The sequence below is a fragment of the Diaphorobacter limosus genome, assembly GCF_033100095.1.
Lineage (GTDB): Bacteria > Pseudomonadota > Gammaproteobacteria > Burkholderiales > Burkholderiaceae_C > Alicycliphilus > Alicycliphilus limosus.
Genome location: NZ_CP136921.1, coordinates 1,656,778 through 1,676,152, shown reverse-complemented (window position 1 = coordinate 1,676,152; position 19,375 = coordinate 1,656,778). Strand labels below are relative to the sequence as shown.

The following is a 19,375-nucleotide window of genomic DNA, read 5'->3' as shown; positions in this document are numbered from 1 at the left end:
CGGCCCCAGGCCTGGTGCGCTGGGGCGGGTTTCAGGGCCGTGCCAATGGGCGGCCGTCGGACGATGTCACCGGCAGACCGCCGCTCGATTGCACCGCCGCCCGGACATGGATCAGGCGCGGCGTGGAGAACTCGCTCTCCAGCCCGGAAGGGTCGCGTGTCTGTATGCGCACAAAGTACTCGCCGGGTGCCAGACCGGCGGCTGTCCAGGCAGCTGTGCCGAGGCGTTCGTCCATCAGCAGCGCGGCAAAGTCCTGGCTGCTGGCCAGCTGCAGGCGGTAGCTCTGGCCGCTGCCTCCGGGCCAGCGTAGCTGCAGGGCCGGGCCTTCATTGCCAACCTGCAGGGCGGCGGCGTCCGGGGCGTTCGGGTTGTTCGCCACGCTGAATGGCTGGGCGGGTGCGTAGGGGCCCTGGTCGCCGCCGCCGCCGGGCAGCTCGCGCACGCTGGCCGCACGCCAGAAGTAGTTGCCGGGGGCCAGCGCCTGCACTTGCGCTCCGCACTGCTGGTCGCGGGTTTCGTCCAGCGCCGGGGCGGTAAAGGCGGCATCGGTAGCCACCTGGATGCGGTAGCGCACAGCGCCCAGTACCGGCGTACACAGCAGCTCACCCTGGGTACGCGAGATGGTCGCTCCCTGGGGTGGCGCCTGGTACAGCGGCGGAACGGGGTGGGCCTTGACGGTGATGGTGCGCTGTGCCACCAGGCCGGGCAGGCCGGTGCTGTCCACGGCGCGCACGGCCAGGTGGTAGCTACCGTCGTCCACGGCGCGCATGCGCGCCTGGGGGCCGGAGAAGGCACCATCGCGCACCACGGTGGTGAAGTCGGCGTCGCGCGCCACCCGCACCTGGTAGGCCACGGCAGCGGCCACTGGTGGCAGGGCCAGGCTGAGGAAGTCTGCGTCATGCACTGCCGCGGGCAGCGCGCTCAGGTCGGGCGCGGGCAGCAGGGGCTGCGGTGCCCCCAGCTCGCCGTCGGCCGCCACGACCACGCCCTGGCCGGCCGGTATCGATGCGCCCTGGCGCGTGGCATGGGGCTGCACGGCCACCGTGCCTTCGGTGACAGCCGTCAGGGCGCGCTCATCGCCCGTCAGGGCCACCGAAAAGCGCGTGCCGCGCACGCTGGTGGATGCCTTGGGTGTGCGGATTTCAAAGCGGCGTGCGCCGCCGCTGTTGGCGGGCACGGAGGTTTCCACGCTGCCGCGGCGCAGCTCCAGCACCGACTGCGCATCGCCCGCGCGGCCGCGCCGGCGCAGCTGCTGCAGCCGCAGGTCGGAGTCGGCATGCACGCGGATCAGCGTGCCGTCGGCCAGGCGCACGGTGACGAAGGAGTTGGGCGCGACCTGCACCCGCGCGCCCTCCGGCAGTGGCTGGCCGGCTTGCAGGGTGGTGGCGCTGGCGTTGGTGGGCGCAGTGACCGTGGCCTCGCCCTGCACGAAGGTCACCTCGGCCGAGCCCAGTGGCAGCAGCTGCATGGGGATGTGCAGCACCGAACCCGGCTGCAGGTGGCGCGGGTTGGCGACCTGGTTGTGCCTTTGCAGCTGCGGCCACAGGCGCGGCGTGCCGAGGTAGTGCGTCGAAAGTGCCTCCAGCGTGTCGCCGCGTTGCACCTGGTGCTCTATGTCCAGTGGCTGGGCCAGCGCGCCGCCATGCGCCAGTGCGGCGCAGAGGGCCAGGGCCAGAGGTAGTGTCTGGCGTGCGTAGCGGTGTGGCATGGGTGTGGCTTGCATCGGCTTCTCCCTCGTGATCCAGGCGTGCCGGCTCCGTCCAGGGCCAGGCCGCATGGCTTGTTGGCCGTGCCTATTGTGCCTGGCTGGCGCTGCCGTTAGCCGTTTGTTCGGCCGTCGGCTTGACGGCCTCGAAGCGGTAGCCCACGCCATACACGGCGGTGATCATGTAGCCGTTGGCCGGGCGCAGATCCAGCAGGCTGCGCAGGCGCGAGACATGCGTGTCCAGCGAACGCGAGATGACCTCGGCGCTATGGCCCCAGATGACTTCGCGCAGATGGTCGCGCGACAGCAGCCGCCCCATGTTCTGGAACAAAAACAGCGCCAGCTCGTATTCGCGCGCCTTCAGCTCCACGGGCTTGCCATCCATTTCCAGGCCGCGCGCCTCCGGGAGAAAGCGGAAGCGGCCGAACTCCAGCACGTCCTGGGCGTCGTTCGGGTAGGCGCGGCGCAGCAGCGCACCCACGCGGGCCTTGAATTCGGCCAGACGCACGGGTTTCACCATGAAGTCGTCGGCGCCACAGCCCAGGCCCTGCACGATGTCGCTTTCGGACTGGCGGTGGGTAACGAAGAGTATCGGCAACTCGGTGTCCAGCTGCTGGCGCACCCAGGTGATGATCTCGGGGCCCTCGATGTCGGGCAGCTGCCAGTCAACGATCAGCAGATCGAAGGTTTCGCGCCGCAAATCCTTGAGCAGCGCCGCGCCCGTGGTGTAGGTGCGGCAGGCGTGGCCCATGGCCGTCAGGGCGTGGGTGAAAAACTCGAGCTGGAGCGGATCGTCGTCCAGTGCCGCGATGCGCATGGGACTCCTTGGAAATGGGGGCGGAGTGGGCAAGTATAGGAAAAGGCCAGAAGAACCCCGCCTGCATGACGCTGCCCTGTTGGATGGGGCATACAGCCCGTCCAGGTTTTTTAGGTGTTATTGGCTCATAGCGCTTTACTGACAAGCGCTATAAGCTACAAAAAACGTAGTAACCGATCCATCTCAGGCATCGGCCGCCGCGGCCAGCGCCTGCAGGGCGGCTGTCACCTCGGTGGCATCCACGCCGGCCACCGGTGCCAGTTGCGCGGCCAGCGCCTGCAGGGCGCCGGCCTCTTTCTGCAGGCGGGCGATGGCCTGGCCGGCATCGCGTGGCGCGTCGAACGCCGTGCTTTGCAGCAGCAGCCGGCCGTCGCTGGCGACGAGCTTGAAGTAGAACTTGCCGTCCGCCTCGCGGTATTGCTTGAAGGCCGGCAGCTGCGCCTTGCCAGCCTTGTGCGCGCTCTGCGCCTGGGGCCGCGTGGCGCTCAAGGGGCGCAGGCCGACGGCGGCGCGCAGGCGCTGCAACAATGGCTGGGCCAGGGCGCGCGCGCGCTGGGCGCCGATCTGCAGGGCGGCCTCGACCTTCTCGGGGTGGAGCATCAGGTCGTCATAGCGTGCGCGCATCGGGGCGATCTCGCGGTCGATACGCGCAAACAGCAGCTGCTTGGCCTCGCCCCAGGCGATGCCCTCGGCAAAGGCGCGGCGCATGGCGGCGGTCTCCTCGGGCGTGGCAAAGGCCTGGTAGAGCTGGAACAGGGCCGAGCCCTCGGTCTCCTTGGGCTCGCCCGGCGCGCGCGAGTCGGTGACGATGGAGCCGATCAGCTTCTTGAGCTGCTCGGGCGGGCAGAACAGCGCAATGGTGTTGTCGTAGCTCTTGCTCATCTTGCGCCCGTCCAGGCCGAGCAGGGTGGCCACGTTGTCCTCGATGGCGGCCTCGGGCAGCGTGAAATGCTCGCCATACAGGTGGTTGAAGCTGGACGCCATGTCGCGCGCCATCTCGATGTGCTGGATCTGGTCGCGCCCTACCGGCACTTTGTGGGCGTTGAACGCCAGGATGTCTGCCGCCATCAGCACCGGGTACATGAACAGGCCGGCGCTCACGCCGTCATCGGCCTCGCGCCCGGCCTCGGCATTCTTGTCCTGCACGGCCTTGTAGGCATGGGCGCGGTTGAGCAGGCCCTTGCCGGTAACGCAGGTCAGCAGCCAGTGCAGCTCGGGAATCTCGGGCACGTCGGACTGGCGGTAGAAGGTCACCTGTTCGGGATCCAGGCCGCAGGCCAGCCAGCTGGCGGCGATCTCCAGCGTCGAGCGGTGTATGCGCTCGGGCTCCTGGCATTTGATGAGGGCGTGGTAGTCGGCCAGGAAGTAGAAGTTCTCGACGCCGGGCGTGCGCGTGGCGGCGATGGCCGGGCGCATCATGCCCGCGTAGTTACCCAGGTGCGGGGTGCCCGAGGGCGTGATGCCGGTGAGAAAACGCGTGGTGGTCATGAGATTAACGGAGCAAGGCGGTGATCGGCAGCAGCAGCAGGTTGATGGCGGCGTAGCCCAGCGACATCAGCGGGCGCAGCCACAGGGTGCCCACGATGCCGCCGACGACCAGGGCCATCACGATGAAGAAGCCATAGGGCTCGATGCGCGCAACCAGCTGCGCCTGGCGCCAGGGCAGCAGGCCGACGAGGATGCGGCCGCCGTCAAGCGGCGGCAGCGGAAACAGGTTGAAGGCCCACATCACCAGGTTCACGGCAATGCCGGCGCGGGCCATCTCGATAAAGAAGCGCTCCTGCCCGCCCAGGGTCGCCAGCAGCACCAGCAGCAGTGCCCAGCCAATGGCCTGGGCAAAGTTGGACGCCGGCCCCGCCAGCGCCACCCAGACCATGTCGCGCTTGGGGTTGCGCAGGTGGTGGAAGTTGACCGGCACCGGCTTGGCATAGCCAAACAGAAAGGCGCCCGAGGTGGCGAAATACAGCACCAGCGGCATCAGCACCGTGCCCACCGGGTCGATGTGCTTGATGGGGTTGAGCGTGACGCGTCCCATCATGGTGGCGGTGTTGTCGCCAAAATGCCGGGCGGTGTAGCCATGCGCCGCCTCATGCACTGTGATGGCGAACAGCACGGGCAGGGCGTAGATGAGTACGGTCTGGATGAGGTTGGTAAGGTCCACGGGCGGCGATTGTGTCAGATGCCTGCTGAGGGCTGGCGCGCGACGCGATCCGGTGCAGGAGCGCCTCGGTGTTCAGCCTGAGGTTTGGTTTGTTATGAAAAAAATAGCAACTCGCGCTCGCTGCATAAGCGCCAGGTGCTGTTTTGGCTTCAAATGCCCTGTGACGGGCTCACAGCCCCAGCGCCTGCAGGCTGCCGCGCCCCTCGCGCACCACGACGGGGTCGCCGCCGGTGTTCATCGGCGTCAGATCCAGCACCGTGGTCGGCTCCAGGGGGCAGGCGCCGGCGTCGATGATGGCGTCCAGCTGCTTTTCGAAGCGCTCGCGTATTTCCTGCGGGTCGTTCAGCGGCTCGGTCTCGTCAGGTGGTATCAGCGTGGTGGCCAGGAGCGGCGCTCCGTGCAGCTCCAGCAGCATCTGCAGGCCCTTGCGGTCGGGCACGCGCAGGCCAATGGTCTTGCGCTGTGGGTGGCTGACGCGCCGCGGCACCTCCTTGGTGGCGTCCAGGATGAAGGTATAGGCGCCAGGCGTGGCCAGCTTCAGCAGTCGGTACTGCCGGTTGTCCACATGGGCGTAGCTGGCCAGCTCCGACAGGTCGCGGCACAAGAGCGTCAGATGGTGCTTGTCGTTGATCTGGCGCAGGCGGCGTATGCGGTCCACGGCGTCCTTGTCGTCCAGGCGGCAGACCAGGGCGTAGCTGGAATCGGTGGGCACGGCCAGAATGGCGCCGCCGGACAGCAGCGCGGCGGCCTGCTTGAGCAGGCGCGGCTGCGGGTTGTCGGCATGGATTTCGAAATATTGGGCCATGGTGAGATGTTTATCGGGCGGCGCGCAGTATGCGTTCATGCAGCAGCTGCCACACGGGCGTCAGCTGGCCGGGCAGGCCGGGCAGGGCGCCCAGGTCGGTGTGCGATTCGCCGGGGCTGTGAAAGTCGCTGCCGCGCGATGCGGCCAGGCCGAACTCTTGCGCCATCGCGGCGTAGGTGGCGTATTCGGCCGCCGTGTGGCTGCCGGTGACCACCTCCACGCCCTGGCCGCCATGCTGCTGGAACTCGGAGAACAGCGCATATTCCTCGTTCGCCGTCAGTCGGTAGCGCGCCGGGTGGGCGATCACCGCCATGCCGCCGGCCTCGCGTATCCAGCGCACGGCATCGCCCAGCCGCGCCCAGCGGTGCGGCACGAAGCCGGGCTTGCCCTCGGTCAGGTATTTGCGGAACACCTCGCCCGCATCGCGGCAGTGACCGGTATCCACCAGGTAGCGGGCAAAGTGGGTGCGCGAGATCAGCTCCGGGTTGTCCACATAGCACAGCGCACCCTCGTAGGCGCCCCGTATGCCCACGCGGGCCAGCTGCGCGCCGATTTCCTGCGCGCGCTCGCCGCGCCCATCGCGCGTGGCGGCCAGGCCGCGCGCCAGTTGCGCGTCATCGGCGTCGAACCCCAGGCCCACGATATGTACCGTGGTATCGACAAAGGTGACCGAGATCTCCACGCCCGTGAGGTAGTCCATGCCCAGTGCCTGGGCCGCCGCCGCGGCACGGTGCTGGCCGCGGATCTCGTCGTGATCGGTCAGCGCCCACAGCTGCACGCCGTTGCCATGGGCGCGCGCGGCCAGTGCCTCGGGCGTGAGCGTGCCGTCGGAGACGACGGAATGGCAATGCAGGTCGGCGTTGAGCAAATGAGACACCAGGGCATTGTAGGTTGCGCCCCCGGGCCGCGCAGGCGTAGTGATTTGCGCGACAAAGCCGGAAAAAACATGTGTTTGTTACCTTAAATTATGTAAACAATCGTGTAAGTGGTGCCACACTACCCCTGGAGCTGAACCCTTGGGTTCGGCCGTGGAATTCTCTCCCTCCTTGTTTTTGTGGATGTGGCGCGATGGTGCGCCCCTGAGTGTCATGAATCTCAATCATTTGCCCGTTGCACGCAAACTCTGGGCCCTGGTACTGGGCCTGATGATCTCCATGCTGGCGCTGCTGGCCGGTCTGTTGAGCTATTCGATGCATATCGACGACGATGCGGCGCGCGTCGTGCACTTCAACGAGGAGCGCATCGGTCTCGCACTGCGCTGGAAGAGCCTGAGCTCCCTGGCGGTGGATCGCGTGGTCAATGCCCTGTCATCGAACGACGAGGAACTGACCGAGCGGCTGGTCAAGCAGTCCAAGGAGGGCATACAGGCCATCGACGCGGTGCAGAAGCAGATCGAGGCGGCGCTGTTCTCGCCCGCCGACAAGGAGCAGTTCCAGCGCGTGCTGGCGGCGCGCAAGCAGGTGCTGGAGCACAACGCCGAGGCCGGCAAGCTGCGCGCCAACCTCGATCACACCGGCGCCAGGGCCGTGCTGGACGGCAAGATGCTGCCCGCCGTGGAGCGCTATGTCGCCGAGCAGGACGCCTTCGTGCAACTGCAGGAGCGCCAGCGCGACGCCGCCAAGCAGCGCGCCGCGGATCAGCGCCAGCGTGCCATATGGCTGGGCGTTGGCATCGCCCTGGTGGTGGTGCTGCTGGGCATGGTGCTGGCCGCGCTGCTGGTGCGCTCCATCACCCAGCCCCTGGCCAGGGCCGTGGGCCTGGCCGACACCATCGCCGCCGGCGACCTGACGCAGGACGTGCACGACGAACGCCGCGACGAGCTGGGCCAGCTCTTGCGCGCCCTCTCGGCCATGGGCGCACGCCTGCGCAGCGTGGTGGGCGAGGTGCGCTCGGGCGTGGAATCGGTCTCGGCCGCCTCCAGCCAGATAGCCACCGGCAACCACGACCTGTCGGCGCGCACCGAACAGACGGCGGCCAACCTGGAAGAAACCGCGGCCAGCATGGAAGAGCTCACCGCCACCGTCACGCAAAGCGCCGACACCGCGCGCCAGGCCAACCAGCTGGCGGCCAACGCCGCCCAGGCGGCCGAGCAGGGCGGCCAGGTGATGGACCAGGTGGTCACCAGCATGCAGCAGATCACCGACAGCAGCCGCAAGATCGCCGACATCATCGGCGTCATCGACGGCATCGCCTTCCAGACCAACATTCTGGCGCTGAACGCAGCGGTGGAGGCGGCACGCGCCGGCGAGCAGGGCCGCGGCTTTGCCGTGGTGGCCGGCGAGGTGCGCAGCCTGGCGCAGCGCAGCGCCGAGGCGGCCAAGGAAATCAAGCAGCTGATCGGCACCAGCGTGGACAACGTGGAATCGGGCTCGGCCCAGGTGGCCCAGGCCGGCCAGAGCATGCAGGAGATCGTGCAGGGCGTGCGCCGCGTGAGCGACCTGATAGGCGAGATCACGGCCAGCAGCACCGAGCAGCGCGACGGCATCAGCCAGGTGAACCAGGCGGTGGCCAACCTGGACCAGATGACGCAGCAAAACGCCGCGCTGGTGGAAGAGTCCAGCGCCGCCGCAGCCGCCATGCACGAACAGGCGCAGCGCCTGGCGCAGGTGGTGGCGGTGTTCAACGTCGGCAGCGGCGCGGCCGTGGCGGCACGCCCGGCGGCAAAGGCCGCCATGCCCGCGCCGCAGGCCAAGGCCGGCGCAGCCAGCGCCCGCCCGCAGATCGCCAAGCCCGCGCCCAAGCCGGTGGCCGCAGCCCCGGCACGCATCGCCAGCGCCAAGGCGCCGGTGGCCGCGGGTGGTGATGATGACTGGGAGAGTTTTTAAAAAACCATAGCTTGCTGCGCATACGGGGCAAGCGCCAAAGGCCTTTTTGGCCTTGAATCATGACAAGGGGGCGGCGGTTTTTATAATCGCCGCCCCATTTTTTGCATTTTTTATGCTGTCAACTACCCGCTCCAGCGCCGCTTCGCGCCCCCTGCCGTCCATGATTTTTGCCAGCCGCTGGCTGCAATTGCCCCTGTATCTGGGCCTGATTGCGGCGCAGGCGGTGTATGTGTTTCATTTCTGGGTGGAGCTGATCCACCTGCTCGAAGCCGCTCTGGGCGACGAACAGGCGCTGCAGGCCCTGGTGACCAGCATTGGCTACAAGACCGATGCACCGCTGACCAGCCTGAACGAGACCGTCATCATGCTGGTGGTGCTGGCCCTGATCGACGTGGTGATGATCTCCAACCTGCTGATCATGGTCATCGTCGGCGGCTACGAGACCTTTGTCAGCCGCCTGCACCTGGAGGGCCACCCGGATCAGCCCGAGTGGCTCAGCCATGTGAACGCCTCGGTGCTCAAGGTCAAGCTCTCCACGGCCATCATCGGCATCAGCTCCATCCACCTGCTGAAAACCTTCATCAACGCCGCCAACTATGACGAGAAGGTGCTGATGTGGCAGTCCATCATCCACATCGCCTTCCTGCTCAGCGCGCTGGCGATTGCGCTGACCGACCGCCTGCTGAGCCACAACCACGGCGGCAACGCGCATTGATCCCCGGCAAGCATGCATGGCTGACGTAAAAAAAGGCGCAGACCATGCCGCGCCTTCTTCTACCTGCCATGCGAGCCTACGGCTGACCGTCGGCCCCGTACCTGGGCGAGCGCGGGCCGTGCAGCAGGCCGCCGGGGCGGCCGGCATAGAGCAGGCGGCCATTGGCGATTTCGGCGATCTGCACGCTGCGATCCGACAGCGAATCCACGATCTGGTCGATCAGCGCCGACACCAGCATGCCGACCAGGCTGCTGTTGCTGCTCTTGGTCTCCGCGCTGGAGGCAGTGGCTTCGCCGCTCCACAGCTGGTCACCCGTGCGCAGATCCACCAGCCGGGCGGTGAGTGTCACCTTGGTCTCGCTTTTGAGTACGGCATAGACCGAGCCGTATTGGCGCACGTCCAGGTACAGCGCGGCATCGGCGCCAAAGATCTCGCGCAGCTTGGCCACCGGCAGCTCCTGCGCATCCTGGGCGGAGATGATGCCGTTGTGCCGGAAGGTCTCCTCGGTCACGGCCACCGGCAGCACGTAGTAGCCGGACTCGGCCAGCGGCCGCTTTGCTGCAGGTGGGTCACCAAAATGGTCTGTGCCTGCCCGCCCAGGCGATCGACGCCGTCGGAGAAGATGCCGCCCTGGAAGTTGGAGCGATTGGCGACCTCGCCTATCGAAATGGGGCTGCGCATGCCCTGGTAGGCGCGCGTGGATGCCGTGGGCTTTGGGGTGTCGAGGGCGCGCGATTTGATGCATTTTTGTGGGTATTTGACCTGATCAGGCGGGCAGCTCCACCCCCTCGACCAGAAACTGCACCCGTCGCTCGCCGCGCCACTCGTTCACGTCCAGGCGGAAGGCCAGCAGCGCGCGTTCGGGCAACTGCTCGGTGTGGCCGAACCAGATGGCGTCCATGGGCTGGCCCTGGTGCAGCAGCTTGAGCTGCAGGTGGTTCTTCGCCTCGCCCACCAGGCGCTGGCTGAGCACCTGCACCTGCTCGCTGAAGGTGGGCGGGGCGAAGCCCTGGCCCCAGACCTGCAGCTGCAGCTGGTCCACCAGTTCGGCGCGGCAGTATTCGGGCGCCAGGGGGCCGTCGGTCTCCAGCCGGCGCGTGAGGGTGGCGGCGTCCAGCCATTCCTGGGCCACCTGGGCGAAGGCCTGCTCGAAGGTCTCGAAATGCTCCTCGGCCACGGTGCAGCCGGCGGCCATGGCGTGGCCGCCGAACTTCAGGATCACGCCCGGATGGCGCTTGGCCACCAGATCCAGCGCGTCGCGCAGGTGAAAGCCGGCGATGGAGCGGCCCGAACCCTTGAGCTCATGCTCCTTGCCCGGTGCGCTGCTGGCGGCAAAGACGAAGGTCGGGCGGTGCAGCCGGTCCTTGAGGCGCGAGGCGACGATGCCCACCACGCCCTCGTGAAAATCCGGGTCGAAGACGCTGATGGCCGGCGGCGGCTCCTCACCCTCGTCAAATAGCCCCTCGGCCAGCTGCATGGCCTGCTCGCGCATGCCGCCCTCGATTTCGCGGCGCTCGCGGTTGATGGCGTCCAGCTGGCGGGCCAGCTCCGCGGCGCGCGCGGCGTCGTCGGTCAGCAGGCATTCGATGCCCAGCGTCATGTCGGCCAGGCGGCCGGCGGCGTTGATGCGCGGGCCCAGTGCAAAGCCAAAGTCGAAGGTGGTGGCGGCCGGCGCCTTGCGGCCCGCGGCGTCGAACAGCGCCTGTATGCCCGGCTGCATCTGCCCGGCCCGTATGCGTTTGAGGCCCTGGGCCACCAGGCGGCGGTTGTTGTTATCCAGGCGCACCACATCGGCCACCGTGCCCAGGGCCACCAGGGGCAAGAGCGGCTCCAGCCGCGGCTGGCTGGCCTGGTCGAAGCGGCCGCGCGCGCGCAGCTCGGCGCGCAGTTGCAGCAGCAGGTAGAACATCACGCCCACGCCGGCCATGGATTTGCTCTCGAAGGTGCAGCCGGGCTGGTTCGGGTTGACGATGGCGTCGGCCGCAGGCAGCGCGGGGCCGGGCAGGTGGTGGTCGGTGACGACGACCGAGAGGCCCAGCGCCTTGGCCTCACCCACGCCCTCGACGCTGGCGATGCCGTTGTCCACGGTGATCAGCATGTCGGCGCCGCGCTCGGCCACGCGCCTGGCGATCGAGGCGGTGAGGCCGTAGCCGTCCACCACGCGGTCGGGTACCAGATACTGGACATGCCTGGCGCCCAGCAGCGCCAAGCCGCGCACGCCCACGGCGCAGGCGGTGGCACCGTCGCAGTCGTAGTCGGCGACGATGACCAGGCGCTTGTCCTGGGCGATGGCGTCGGCCAGCAGCGTGGCGGCCGCGCCTATGCCCTTGAGGCCGCCGGGCGGCAGCAGGCGCGCCAGGGCATCGTCCAGCTCGTCCTGGGCGCGAATGCCGCGCGCCGCGTACAGGCGCGCCAGCAGCGGGTGCACGCCGGCCTGCTCCAGCGCCCAGACAGCGCGGGGAGGGATGTCTCTGCTAATTATTTTCATAGCTGCTCGCGCACGTCAGCAAAGCGCCGAGGCCGGAAAAGGCTTTGAATTCTCTGCCCCAGGCCACGCGGCGCGGTGTGCCAGGTCATGGCGCTGCTCTCGCCGCACAGCGTCAGGCGGGCGCTGCCCCCACGCCCCACATGCGCGGCCAGCTGGGCCACCGGGCCGGCATCCAGCTCGGCCCAGGCCCGGCTCCAGGCGGCCCAGTCCTCGTGCAGGGCGGCCTGCAGCAGGCCGTCGGGCAGCTGGGGCGCGTGCCTGGCCACCGGGGGCTGGGGCAGGGCGCCCGCGCCATGCACCCAGAAGGCGTTGACGGGGGGCAACCGTCGGGCGGCGCGTGCGTCGTTGAACGGGTGGGTGTAGAGCAGCATCTGCATCTCGCTGTGCAGGCGGTGCAGGTTACGGGCCTGTAGCTTGTCGGGTAGCCAGCTGCTTACGTCGCGCTGCAGTACGCGGTCGAGCGAGGCCGTGGCCAGGCCGTCGAACGCTGCGCCATGGGCCAGCCAGCGCGTGGGCTGGTCGTAGACCAGGGTGATGCCGTCCTCGGCAAACCAGGGGGCGAGGATGGCCAGCAGGCTGCGCGAGTCGTCCTCGGTCAGCTGCAGTTGCGCCGGGTCGGCCAGCAGCACATGGTTGGCGTCGGCCTGCCATTGGCAGGGGGTGATGAAGGCCCAGGCCAGGCCATGGTCAGTGGGCATATGCGCCGGCGTCTGCAGCCGGTGCCAGGCCGCCCAGGGCGTGGTGCCGGCGGGGCCGGCGGCAAGGCCCAGGTGGCGCGCCAGGGCGCGTTCGTGCGGGGGGCTGAAGTCGGTCTCGTTGCCGGCGTCCAGGCCGGCCGGGCTCAGGCGCGCCAGCAGCCGGTCGAGCTGGGGCAGGGCCAGGTTTTTCATTGCCTGCTGGCAGCCCTGGGTGGGGCTGGTGGCGAGGGCGACGATCAGATGGGGCATGGGAGGCAGGGCAGACATCGGTAGGCTATTGTCCGGGATGCCACAATCGCGGGCTCTGTGCGGCCAGTGTTTTTCTGTGGCCTTGCACTCTTTACACCATGCAAATTCCCTACGAACTGGCCCTGGGCTGGCGCTACACCCGGGCCGGCCGCGCCACGCGGCGCAACGGCTTCATCTCCTTCATCTCGGGCGTGTCCATGCTGGGCATTGCCCTGGGCGTGGCGGCGTTGATCATCGTGCTGTCGGTGATGAACGGCTTTCAGAAGGAGGTGCGCGACCGCATGCTCGGCGTGGTCTCGCATATCGAGATCTTCGCGCCCGGCGGCGCGGCCCTGCCCGACATGCAGCGCACGCTGGAGGAGGCGCGCGCCAACCCGAACGTGATTGGCGCCGCGCCCTTCGTCGCCGCCCAGGGGCTGCTGGCGCGCGGCGAGGACATGAAGGGCGTGCTGGTGCGCGGCATAGACCCGGCGCGCGAGCCCGAGGTGACGGATCTGGCGGCCGAGAACGTGGCTGGCCTCAAGGCCCTGGTGCCGGGCGAGTTCCGCGTGTTCCTGGGCGGAGAGCTGGCACGCCAGCTGGGCGTGCAGGTGGGCGACACGGTGACGCTGATCGCGCCCTCCGGCCAGGTCACGCCGGCGGGCGTGCTGCCGCGCCTCAAGCAGATGACGGTGGCGGGACTGTTCAACTCGGGCCACTACGAGTACGACTCTGCCCTGGTGCTGATGGCGCACCAGGACGCCGAGCGCATCTTCCGCCTGGAGGGGCCGACCGGCGTGCGCCTCAAATTGAAGGATCTGCACCAGGCGCCCGAGGTGGCGCGCCAGCTGGCGCGAAGCCTGTCGGGCGACCTGCTGATCCGCGACTGGACGCAGCAGAACAAGACCTGGTTTGCCGCCGTGCAGCTGGAGAAACGCATGATGTTCATCATCCTCACGCTGATCGTGGCCGTGGCCGCCTTCAACCTGGTGTCCACCCTGGTCATGACCGTCACCGACAAGCGCGCCGACATCGCCATATTGCGCACGCTGGGCGCCAGCCCGCGCAGCATCATGGGCATCTTCGTGGTGCAGGGCGCCATGGTGGGCGTGGTGGGCACGCTGGCCGGGCTGCTGCTGGGCCTCGCCATTGCCTTCAACATCGACGTCATCGTGCCGGCCATAGAGCGTGCCTTGCACACCCGCTTTTTGCCGCAGGACATCTACCTGATCAGCCGCATGCCCAGCGATCCGCAGAGCAGCGACATCGTGCCGATCGCCGTCATCTCGCTGATCCTGGCCTTCGTCGCCACCCTGTACCCGAGCTGGCGCGCCAGCCGCGTGAACCCGGCGGAGGCGCTGCGCTATGAGTGACCACCAGATCGTGCTGCAGGCTGAAGGCCTGACCAAGCGCTTCACCGAGGGGCGGCTCGACGTCAGCGTGCTGCAGGGCGTTGACCTGCAGGTGCGCGCCGGCGAGACCCTGGCCATCGTCGGCGCATCCGGCTCGGGCAAGAGCACGCTCTTGCACCTGCTGGGCGGGTTGGACGCGCCGACCGCGGGCAGCGTCACCCTCAAGGGCCAGGCGCTGGGCGCGCTCAAACCCGGCGAACAGGGGCGGCTGCGCAACGCGCACCTGGGTTTCATCTACCAGTTTCATCACCTGCTGCCCGAGTTCAGCGCCCAGGACAACGTGGCCATGCCGCTGCGCATACGCCGCGCGCCCTATGCGCACTGCCTGGAGCAGGCGCGGCAGATGCTGGCCGCCGTGGGCCTTGCTGAGCGCGTGCACCACCGCCCGGCGGAACTGTCGGGGGGCGAGCGCCAGCGCGTGGCCATTGCCCGGGCTCTCGTCACGCGCCCGGCCTGCGTGCTGGCCGACGAGCCCACCGGCAACCTGGACCGCGCCACGGCCGACGGCGTGTTCCAGCTGATGCTGCAACTGGCGCGCGAGCAGGGCACGGCCTTTGTGCTGGTCACGCATGACGAGCAGCTGGCCGCGCGTTGCGACCGCGTGCTGCGGCTGGTGTTCGGGGTGCTGGGTTGATATGAAAAGAATAGCTGTTCACGCCCATGTAACGGGCGCTACAGCGATAAAACACTATAAGACCCGGCCAAACCACCACACCGACAGCGCGCCGGCCAGCAGCATCAGCGCGGCGCCGGCCAGTGCCATCAGGGCCGTCACCTCGGTTTCCTTGGTTTCCACGCTGATGCGCGAGCTGAGCGTTTCGTAGACCTTGCGCAGATCCTGCGCCGTGGCGGCGTGAAAGTACTCGGCGTTGGTGCGCAGGGCCACGGCCTTGAGCGTGTCCTCGTCCAGGCGCACACGCATGGACCAGCCCTCAAAGCCGATCACCTCGCCCTGCACCGTGCCCACGCCCACGGTGTAGACGCGCACGCCGCGGTCGGCGGCCCATTGGGCGGCCTCCATCGGGTCTACGCCGGTGGTGCGCTGGCCATCGGTGAGCATGATGATGGCGGCCGAGCGGTAGGAGCCCGGCGCCACCGGGGTGAAGGTTTTCTGTTCGGGCTCGGGGCGCGTGACCTGGTCCATCGGCAGCACGCGCATGGCCTGGCGCCCGCCCAGGGCGGCGATATCGATGCCGGCATCGGGAAACAGCGTGGCCAGCGCCACCATGATGCCGTTGCCCGTGGCCGTGCCGCGCTGCAGCTGAAAGCTGTCTATGGCCTTGAGCAGCTCGTCGTGGCTTTGCGTGGGCAGCTGCGCCAGCTGGGCCGTGCCGGCAAAGGCCACAACGCCCACGCGCACATGGCGTGGCAGCTCCTTGATGAAGGCCTTGGCGGCGTTCTGTGCGGCCGTCAGCCGGTCGGGCTCGACATCGGTGGCGCGCATGCTGCCCGAGACATCCATGGCCAGGATGATGGTCTGCTGCTCGGACGGCAGCTTCAGCACCGCCAGCGGCCGCGCCGCCGCCAGCAGCAGTGCCGCCAGGCCCAGCAGGAACAACAGCGGCGGCAGATGGCGGCGCCATTGCGCGCGGCTGCCCAGCGCCTGGCGCACCAGGGCCAGGCCGGGGTAGGCAAGCGCCTGTACCTTGCGCCGGCGCAGCAGCCACAGGTACAGCAGCACCAGCAGCGGCAGGATGAGCAGCAGCCACAGCAGGGAGGGCCAGAGAAACACCATCGTCCGCTCCTTGGGTTCAGGCTCTCGCGGCCAGGTGCTGGCGGTGTCCGCGCAGCTGCATGAAGCGCAGCAGCGCGCTCAGCAAATCCTCGTCGGTGGACAGCTCCAGCGTGTCCACCCCGGCGCGCGCGAGGCTGGCGCGCAGCTCGGCTTCGCGCTGCGCGGCGAGGCGCGCGAAGCGGTGGCGAAAGCCGCGTTCGTGCGTGTCCACCTGCAGCTGCTCGCCGGTCTCGGGGTCGCGCAGCAGCAGCAGGCCGATGTCGGGCAGTTCCAGCTCCAGCGGGTCGAGCAGGCGCACGGCGACCACGTCATGGCGCCGGGCCAGGCGCGCCAGCGGCTTGTCCCAGCCCGGATGGCTCAGGAAGTCGGATATCACGAACACCGCGCTGCGCCGGCGCAGCAGGCCCTGGGCCTGGTTCAGCAGCAATGCCAGATCGGTGGTGCCGGGCGGCGTTGCCGGGTCGGCCGCACCCTGGCCGCCCACCAGCAGGTGCAGCAGCTGCAGCACCTGGCGCCGCCCGCCGCCCGCGGGTAGCACCCGGCCCATGGCGGCATGGCCGTCGTGCAGCACGGCGCCCACGCGGTTGCCGTGGCGCTGGATCAGGCGCGCCAGCACGCCGACGAAGCCTGCCAGCATGTCCCGTTTGGCCTGGCCCGGCGGGCCGAAGTCCACCGAGGGACTCAAGTCCAGCAGAAACCAGGCCGTGATGTCGCGGTCTTCGGTGTACACGCGCACATGGGGCGTCGCCAGGCGGGCGGTGACGTTCCAGTCGATATGGCGCACGTCGTCGTGCGGCTGGTACTCGCGCAGGTCGGCCAGGTCGATGCCGGCGCCGCGCAGGAGCGTGCGCGCACCGCCTTGCAGCAGGCCGTCCAGGCGGCGCAGCACCTTCCATTCCAGGCGCTGCAGCAGGCTCTCGGCGGGCGGTGCGGCGTGGCGGGCTTCAGGCACGGCGGGCCTCGGCGCCGGCCGCCTCTTCGGCCGAATGCTGCAGCACGCGCGCGGGCGGCGGCAGGTGGTTCAGGATGCGCTGGATCAACGCGTCGGCATCCAGGCCTTCGGCCAGCGCCTCGTAGCTGAGCGAGATGCGGTGACGCAGCACGTCAGGCACCAGGTCCAGCAGGTCCTCGGGCAAGGCGTAGGCGCGTGCGCGCAGCATGGCCAGGGCCTGCGCGCCCTCGGCCAGGGCAATCGTGGCGCGCGGGCTGGCGCCGTAGGCAATGTGGCCGGCCAGATCCGGCAGGCCATGCTGGCGCGGCGCGCGCGTGGCGGCCACCAGGCGCACGGCGTACTGGATGAGCGCGGGGTCTACATACACCTTGCGGCATTCCTTCTGCAGGGCGGCAAGCTGCTCGGTGCTGGCCACGGCGGCCACCTGCTCGGGCGGCGCCAGGGCGCGCTGGGCAATGACGAATTCTTCCTCTTCGCTGGGGTAGTCGATCAGCACCTTGAGCATGAAGCGGTCCACCTGGGCCTCTGGCAGCTGGTACGTGCCCTCGGTCTCTATCGGGTTTTGCGTGGCCATGACCACGAAGGGCTCGGGCACGGGGTGGGTCTGGCCGGCAATGGTCACCTGGCGCTCCTGCATCACCTCCAGCAGCGCGCTCTGCACCTTGGCCGGCGCGCGGTTGATCTCGTCGGCCAGCAGCAGGTGGGTGAACACCGGGCCCAGCGAGGTACTGAACTCGCCCGTGCGCTGGTTGTACATGCGCGTGCCTATCAGGTCGGCGGGCACCAGGTCGGGCGTGAACTGGATGCGCTTGAACTGCCCCTGGATGCAGTTGGCGAGCGTCTTCACGGTGAGCGTCTTGGCCAGGCCGGGCACGCCCTCCACCAGCAGATGGCCCTGGGCCAGCATGGCCACCATCACGCGCTCCAAAAAGCGATCCTGGCCGACGACGACGCGCTTGACCTGGTAGAGGATTTGCTCCATCAGCGTGGCCGTGGTGTGCGTGGTCTGCATGCTGTGCCTCCTGGGTTTCAGAACGGTGTCATGCCGGCGGCCCGGGCGGCGTTCTCAATCGGCACGGCAAAGCCTATGCCTATGAAGGTGCGCGCCGGCGTGGGGTTGAGGATGGCGGTGACTATGCCCACCACCTCGCCGTCCAGCGTGACCAGCGGCCCGCCCGAGTTGCCGGGGTTGGCCGCGGCGTCGAACTGGATCAGGTTCTGCAGCTCCTGCCCGCCCTCGGGGGACTCGAATTCGCGCTGCAGGCCCGAGACCACGCCGGCCGACGCCGACGGGCCTATGCCGAAGGGAAAGCCCATCACCACCACGCCCTCGCCCACGCGCAGGTTGTGCGCGGCGCGCAGCGGCGCGGCCTGTAGGTCGTCGGGCAGCTTGTGCGCCTGCAGCACGGCCAGGTCGTTCTCGGGCTGGGCGCCGGTGATGCTGGCGTCAGACTCGGTGCCGTCGGCAAAGGTCACGCCGATGCGATCGACGCCGCGCACCACATGCAGATTCGTCAGGATGATGCCCTTGTCCACGATCACCACGCCCGTGCCCACGCTGCGCTCCACCTCCTTGCCCTTCTTGCTGGTGGCATAGCCGATCACGCGCACCACCGAGGGCGCCACGGCCTCGGCCGCGCGCGCCGTGGCCGAGGGCAGGCTGTTGTGCTCCAGCGTGTGCAGCACGGCGGCATCGATCATTTTTTGCGTGATGCGCGGCTGCGGCGCCGGCTGCAGCCACCACAGGGCCGCGGCCAGCACCAGGGCCAGCAGCGCCATGGCGGCCCATTGCAGTTGTTGGGGCGAGGGCAGGCGCCGGTGCCGCCTGACGGGCTCAGGGGTGGGTGTGGTGGCACGCTGGGGTGCAGTCGGCCCGGCGTCCGGCAGGGCCCGGGCGCCGCGGGAAGGGCTGTAGCGTACGGGCCGTGGCATGCGGGCACCTCCGTGACAGGCTGTGGACGCTCACGGTAGCACGGAAAGCGCCCGCGCGCATGCCCGGGCGGGCCGCTCAGGCGGCGGGGGGCGGCACCTGCTCGGGCGCCACCTGGTCGAAGGCGGCCACCGCATTGGCGGCATACATCAGCGACGGCCCGCCGCCCATGTAGACGGCGATGGCCAGGGTCTCGTGCACCTCGGCGCGCGTCGCGCCCAGGCGCGCCAGGGCCTGGGTGTGAAAGCCTATGCAGCCGTCGCAGCGCGCGGCCACGCCAATGCCCAGGGCGATCAACTCCTTGGTCTTGGCGTCGATGGCGCCGGGGGCCAGGGCGGCCTTGCCCATGGCGTTGAAGCTTTGCATCACCTCGGGCTGGCTGGTGCGCAACTGGCTCACGTTGCCGGAGATTTCGCGCGTGAGGGCCTTGAAGTCGGTGGAAGAGGGCATGAGAAAAACTCCCGTGGTTGAGGTGGATGGGGGAAGCAAATGCCAAGCCGATATTGACATATTTATTAGAAGTATCTAAATTAGTCGGCGGTAAAGTCGCACCTTTGCCCAAAGGAGTGCCAAGTGACCACCGCCATCGACCGCGAGTTTATGCAGCAAGGAGCAGCCAAGGCGGCAGCGCTGCTGCGCACCGTGGGCAACGAGCAACGGCTGCTGGTGCTGTGCCTGCTCATCGACCAGGGCGAGGCCGCGGTGGGCACCCTGCTCGAGCAGGTGCAGCTGAGCCAATCGGCGCTGTCGCAGCACCTGGCGCGCATGCGCGAGGAGGGGCTGGTGACCTACCGGCGCGACGCGCAGACGCTGTACTACCGCATCGCCGATCCGGCCGTGGAAAAGCTCGTGTCGGCGCTGAAGGATATTTTTTGTGGCTGAACGCTGCGGCTGGCGCGGCGCG

Annotated in this window: 20 protein-coding genes; 5 read left to right on the top strand and 15 right to left on the bottom strand. The window is 68.7% G+C overall.

All coding sequences use genetic code 11. The features are described 5' to 3' along the window. Window positions 1-31: 31 nt before the first annotated feature. The 6 genes from P4826_RS08100 to P4826_RS08075 all read right to left on the bottom strand — a co-directional run bounded on the left by P4826_RS08100 (window position 32) and on the right by P4826_RS08075 (window position 6,365). The gene (locus tag P4826_RS08100; protein WP_317703339.1) at window positions 32-1,723 is read right to left on the bottom strand and encodes a FecR family protein; all 1,692 of its coding nucleotides are present in this window, start codon (window positions 1,721-1,723) and stop codon (window positions 32-34) included. A 70-nt stretch (window positions 1,724-1,793) separates the two neighbouring features. Further along, the gene (locus P4826_RS08095; protein ID WP_317703338.1) at window positions 1,794-2,522 is read right to left on the bottom strand and encodes a response regulator transcription factor; all 729 of its coding nucleotides are present in this window, start codon (window positions 2,520-2,522) and stop codon (window positions 1,794-1,796) included. A 183-nt stretch (window positions 2,523-2,705) separates the two neighbouring features. Further along, window positions 2,706-4,010 carry a tryptophan--tRNA ligase gene (locus tag P4826_RS08090; RefSeq protein ID WP_317703337.1) on the bottom strand — a complete coding sequence of 435 codons (1,305 nt, stop codon included), beginning with the start codon at window positions 4,008-4,010 and terminating at the stop codon, window positions 2,706-2,708. Between the two features lie 4 nt (window positions 4,011-4,014). Continuing rightward, a complete protein-coding gene (locus P4826_RS08085; protein ID WP_317703336.1) occupies window positions 4,015-4,683 on the bottom strand; it encodes a site-2 protease family protein in 669 nt (222 codons plus the stop codon). Window positions 4,684-4,852: 169 nt separating this feature from the next. After that, on the bottom strand, window positions 4,853-5,488 hold the full coding sequence (locus tag P4826_RS08080; RefSeq protein WP_317703335.1) for an L-threonylcarbamoyladenylate synthase: 636 nt from the start codon (window positions 5,486-5,488) through the stop codon (window positions 4,853-4,855). Between the two features lie 10 nt (window positions 5,489-5,498). Next, window positions 5,499-6,365 (bottom strand): 3',5'-nucleoside bisphosphate phosphatase, encoded by an 867-nt coding sequence (locus tag P4826_RS08075; RefSeq protein ID WP_317703334.1) that lies wholly within the window; start codon window positions 6,363-6,365, stop codon window positions 5,499-5,501. A 211-nt stretch (window positions 6,366-6,576) separates the two neighbouring features. Between P4826_RS08075 and P4826_RS08070 the strand changes: the two genes are divergently transcribed. Both P4826_RS08070 and P4826_RS08065 read left to right on the top strand, forming a co-directional pair. Further along, window positions 6,577-8,313, top strand: coding sequence for a methyl-accepting chemotaxis protein (locus P4826_RS08070; protein WP_317703333.1), 1,737 nt, complete (start codon window positions 6,577-6,579; stop codon window positions 8,311-8,313). Between the two features lie 112 nt (window positions 8,314-8,425). Beyond that, the gene (locus P4826_RS08065; protein ID WP_317703332.1) at window positions 8,426-9,028 is read left to right on the top strand and encodes a TIGR00645 family protein; all 603 of its coding nucleotides are present in this window, start codon (window positions 8,426-8,428) and stop codon (window positions 9,026-9,028) included. Window positions 9,029-9,104: 76 nt separating this feature from the next. Here the strand turns inward: P4826_RS08065 and P4826_RS08060 are convergent, their stop codons facing one another. The 4 genes from P4826_RS08060 to P4826_RS08045 all read right to left on the bottom strand — a co-directional run bounded on the left by P4826_RS08060 (window position 9,105) and on the right by P4826_RS08045 (window position 12,472). Then, on the bottom strand, window positions 9,105-9,539 hold the full coding sequence (locus tag P4826_RS08060) for a GNA1162 family protein (protein ID WP_317703331.1): 435 nt from the start codon (window positions 9,537-9,539) through the stop codon (window positions 9,105-9,107). After that, on the bottom strand, window positions 9,536-9,709 hold the full coding sequence (locus P4826_RS08055; protein ID WP_317703330.1) for a hypothetical protein: 174 nt from the start codon (window positions 9,707-9,709) through the stop codon (window positions 9,536-9,538). Before P4826_RS08055 ends, P4826_RS08060 begins: the two co-directional genes overlap by 4 nt. A gap of 85 nt (window positions 9,710-9,794) precedes the next feature. After that, the gene (gene recJ / locus P4826_RS08050) at window positions 9,795-11,516 is read right to left on the bottom strand and encodes a single-stranded-DNA-specific exonuclease RecJ (protein ID WP_317703329.1); all 1,722 of its coding nucleotides are present in this window, start codon (window positions 11,514-11,516) and stop codon (window positions 9,795-9,797) included. Continuing rightward, window positions 11,513-12,472 carry a phosphoglycerate mutase gene (locus P4826_RS08045; protein ID WP_317703739.1) on the bottom strand — a complete coding sequence of 320 codons (960 nt, stop codon included), beginning with the start codon at window positions 12,470-12,472 and terminating at the stop codon, window positions 11,513-11,515. The genes recJ and P4826_RS08045 overlap by 4 nt, the downstream gene beginning before the upstream one ends. Before the next feature lie 89 nt (window positions 12,473-12,561). On the opposite strand from P4826_RS08045, the gene P4826_RS08040 reads away from it, so the two are divergent. Together P4826_RS08040 and lolD are read left to right on the top strand one after the other, a co-directional pair. Next, entirely contained in the window at window positions 12,562-13,815 is a 1,254-nt protein-coding gene (locus tag P4826_RS08040; protein WP_317703328.1) for a lipoprotein-releasing ABC transporter permease subunit, read from the top strand. After that, window positions 13,808-14,488, top strand: a complete 681-nt coding sequence (lolD, locus tag P4826_RS08035) for a lipoprotein-releasing ABC transporter ATP-binding protein LolD (protein ID WP_317703327.1) — start codon at window positions 13,808-13,810, stop codon at window positions 14,486-14,488. Before P4826_RS08040 ends, lolD begins: the two co-directional genes overlap by 8 nt. Before the next feature lie 54 nt (window positions 14,489-14,542). Here lolD and P4826_RS08030 read toward each other — a convergent pair whose 3' ends face one another. The 5 genes from P4826_RS08030 to P4826_RS08010 form a co-directional block, all read right to left on the bottom strand. Then, window positions 14,543-15,589 carry a VWA domain-containing protein gene (locus P4826_RS08030; protein WP_317703326.1) on the bottom strand — a complete coding sequence of 349 codons (1,047 nt, stop codon included), beginning with the start codon at window positions 15,587-15,589 and terminating at the stop codon, window positions 14,543-14,545. A 16-nt stretch (window positions 15,590-15,605) separates the two neighbouring features. Further along, the gene (locus P4826_RS08025) at window positions 15,606-16,541 is read right to left on the bottom strand and encodes a DUF58 domain-containing protein (RefSeq protein ID WP_317703325.1); all 936 of its coding nucleotides are present in this window, start codon (window positions 16,539-16,541) and stop codon (window positions 15,606-15,608) included. Next, window positions 16,534-17,553, bottom strand: a complete 1,020-nt coding sequence (locus P4826_RS08020) for an AAA family ATPase (protein ID WP_317703324.1) — start codon at window positions 17,551-17,553, stop codon at window positions 16,534-16,536. Before P4826_RS08020 ends, P4826_RS08025 begins: the two co-directional genes overlap by 8 nt. 17 nt (window positions 17,554-17,570) lie before the next feature. After that, the gene (locus P4826_RS08015; RefSeq protein ID WP_317703323.1) at window positions 17,571-18,473 is read right to left on the bottom strand and encodes a S1C family serine protease; all 903 of its coding nucleotides are present in this window, start codon (window positions 18,471-18,473) and stop codon (window positions 17,571-17,573) included. A gap of 76 nt (window positions 18,474-18,549) precedes the next feature. Continuing rightward, window positions 18,550-18,921: a carboxymuconolactone decarboxylase family protein gene (locus P4826_RS08010; RefSeq protein ID WP_317703322.1), complete on the bottom strand. Its 372-nt coding sequence runs from the start codon at window positions 18,919-18,921 to the stop codon at window positions 18,550-18,552. 150 nt (window positions 18,922-19,071) lie between these two features. On the opposite strand from P4826_RS08010, the gene P4826_RS08005 reads away from it, so the two are divergent. After that, window positions 19,072-19,353, top strand: coding sequence for an ArsR/SmtB family transcription factor (locus P4826_RS08005; RefSeq protein ID WP_317703738.1), 282 nt, complete (start codon window positions 19,072-19,074; stop codon window positions 19,351-19,353). Window positions 19,354-19,375 lie beyond the last annotated feature (22 nt).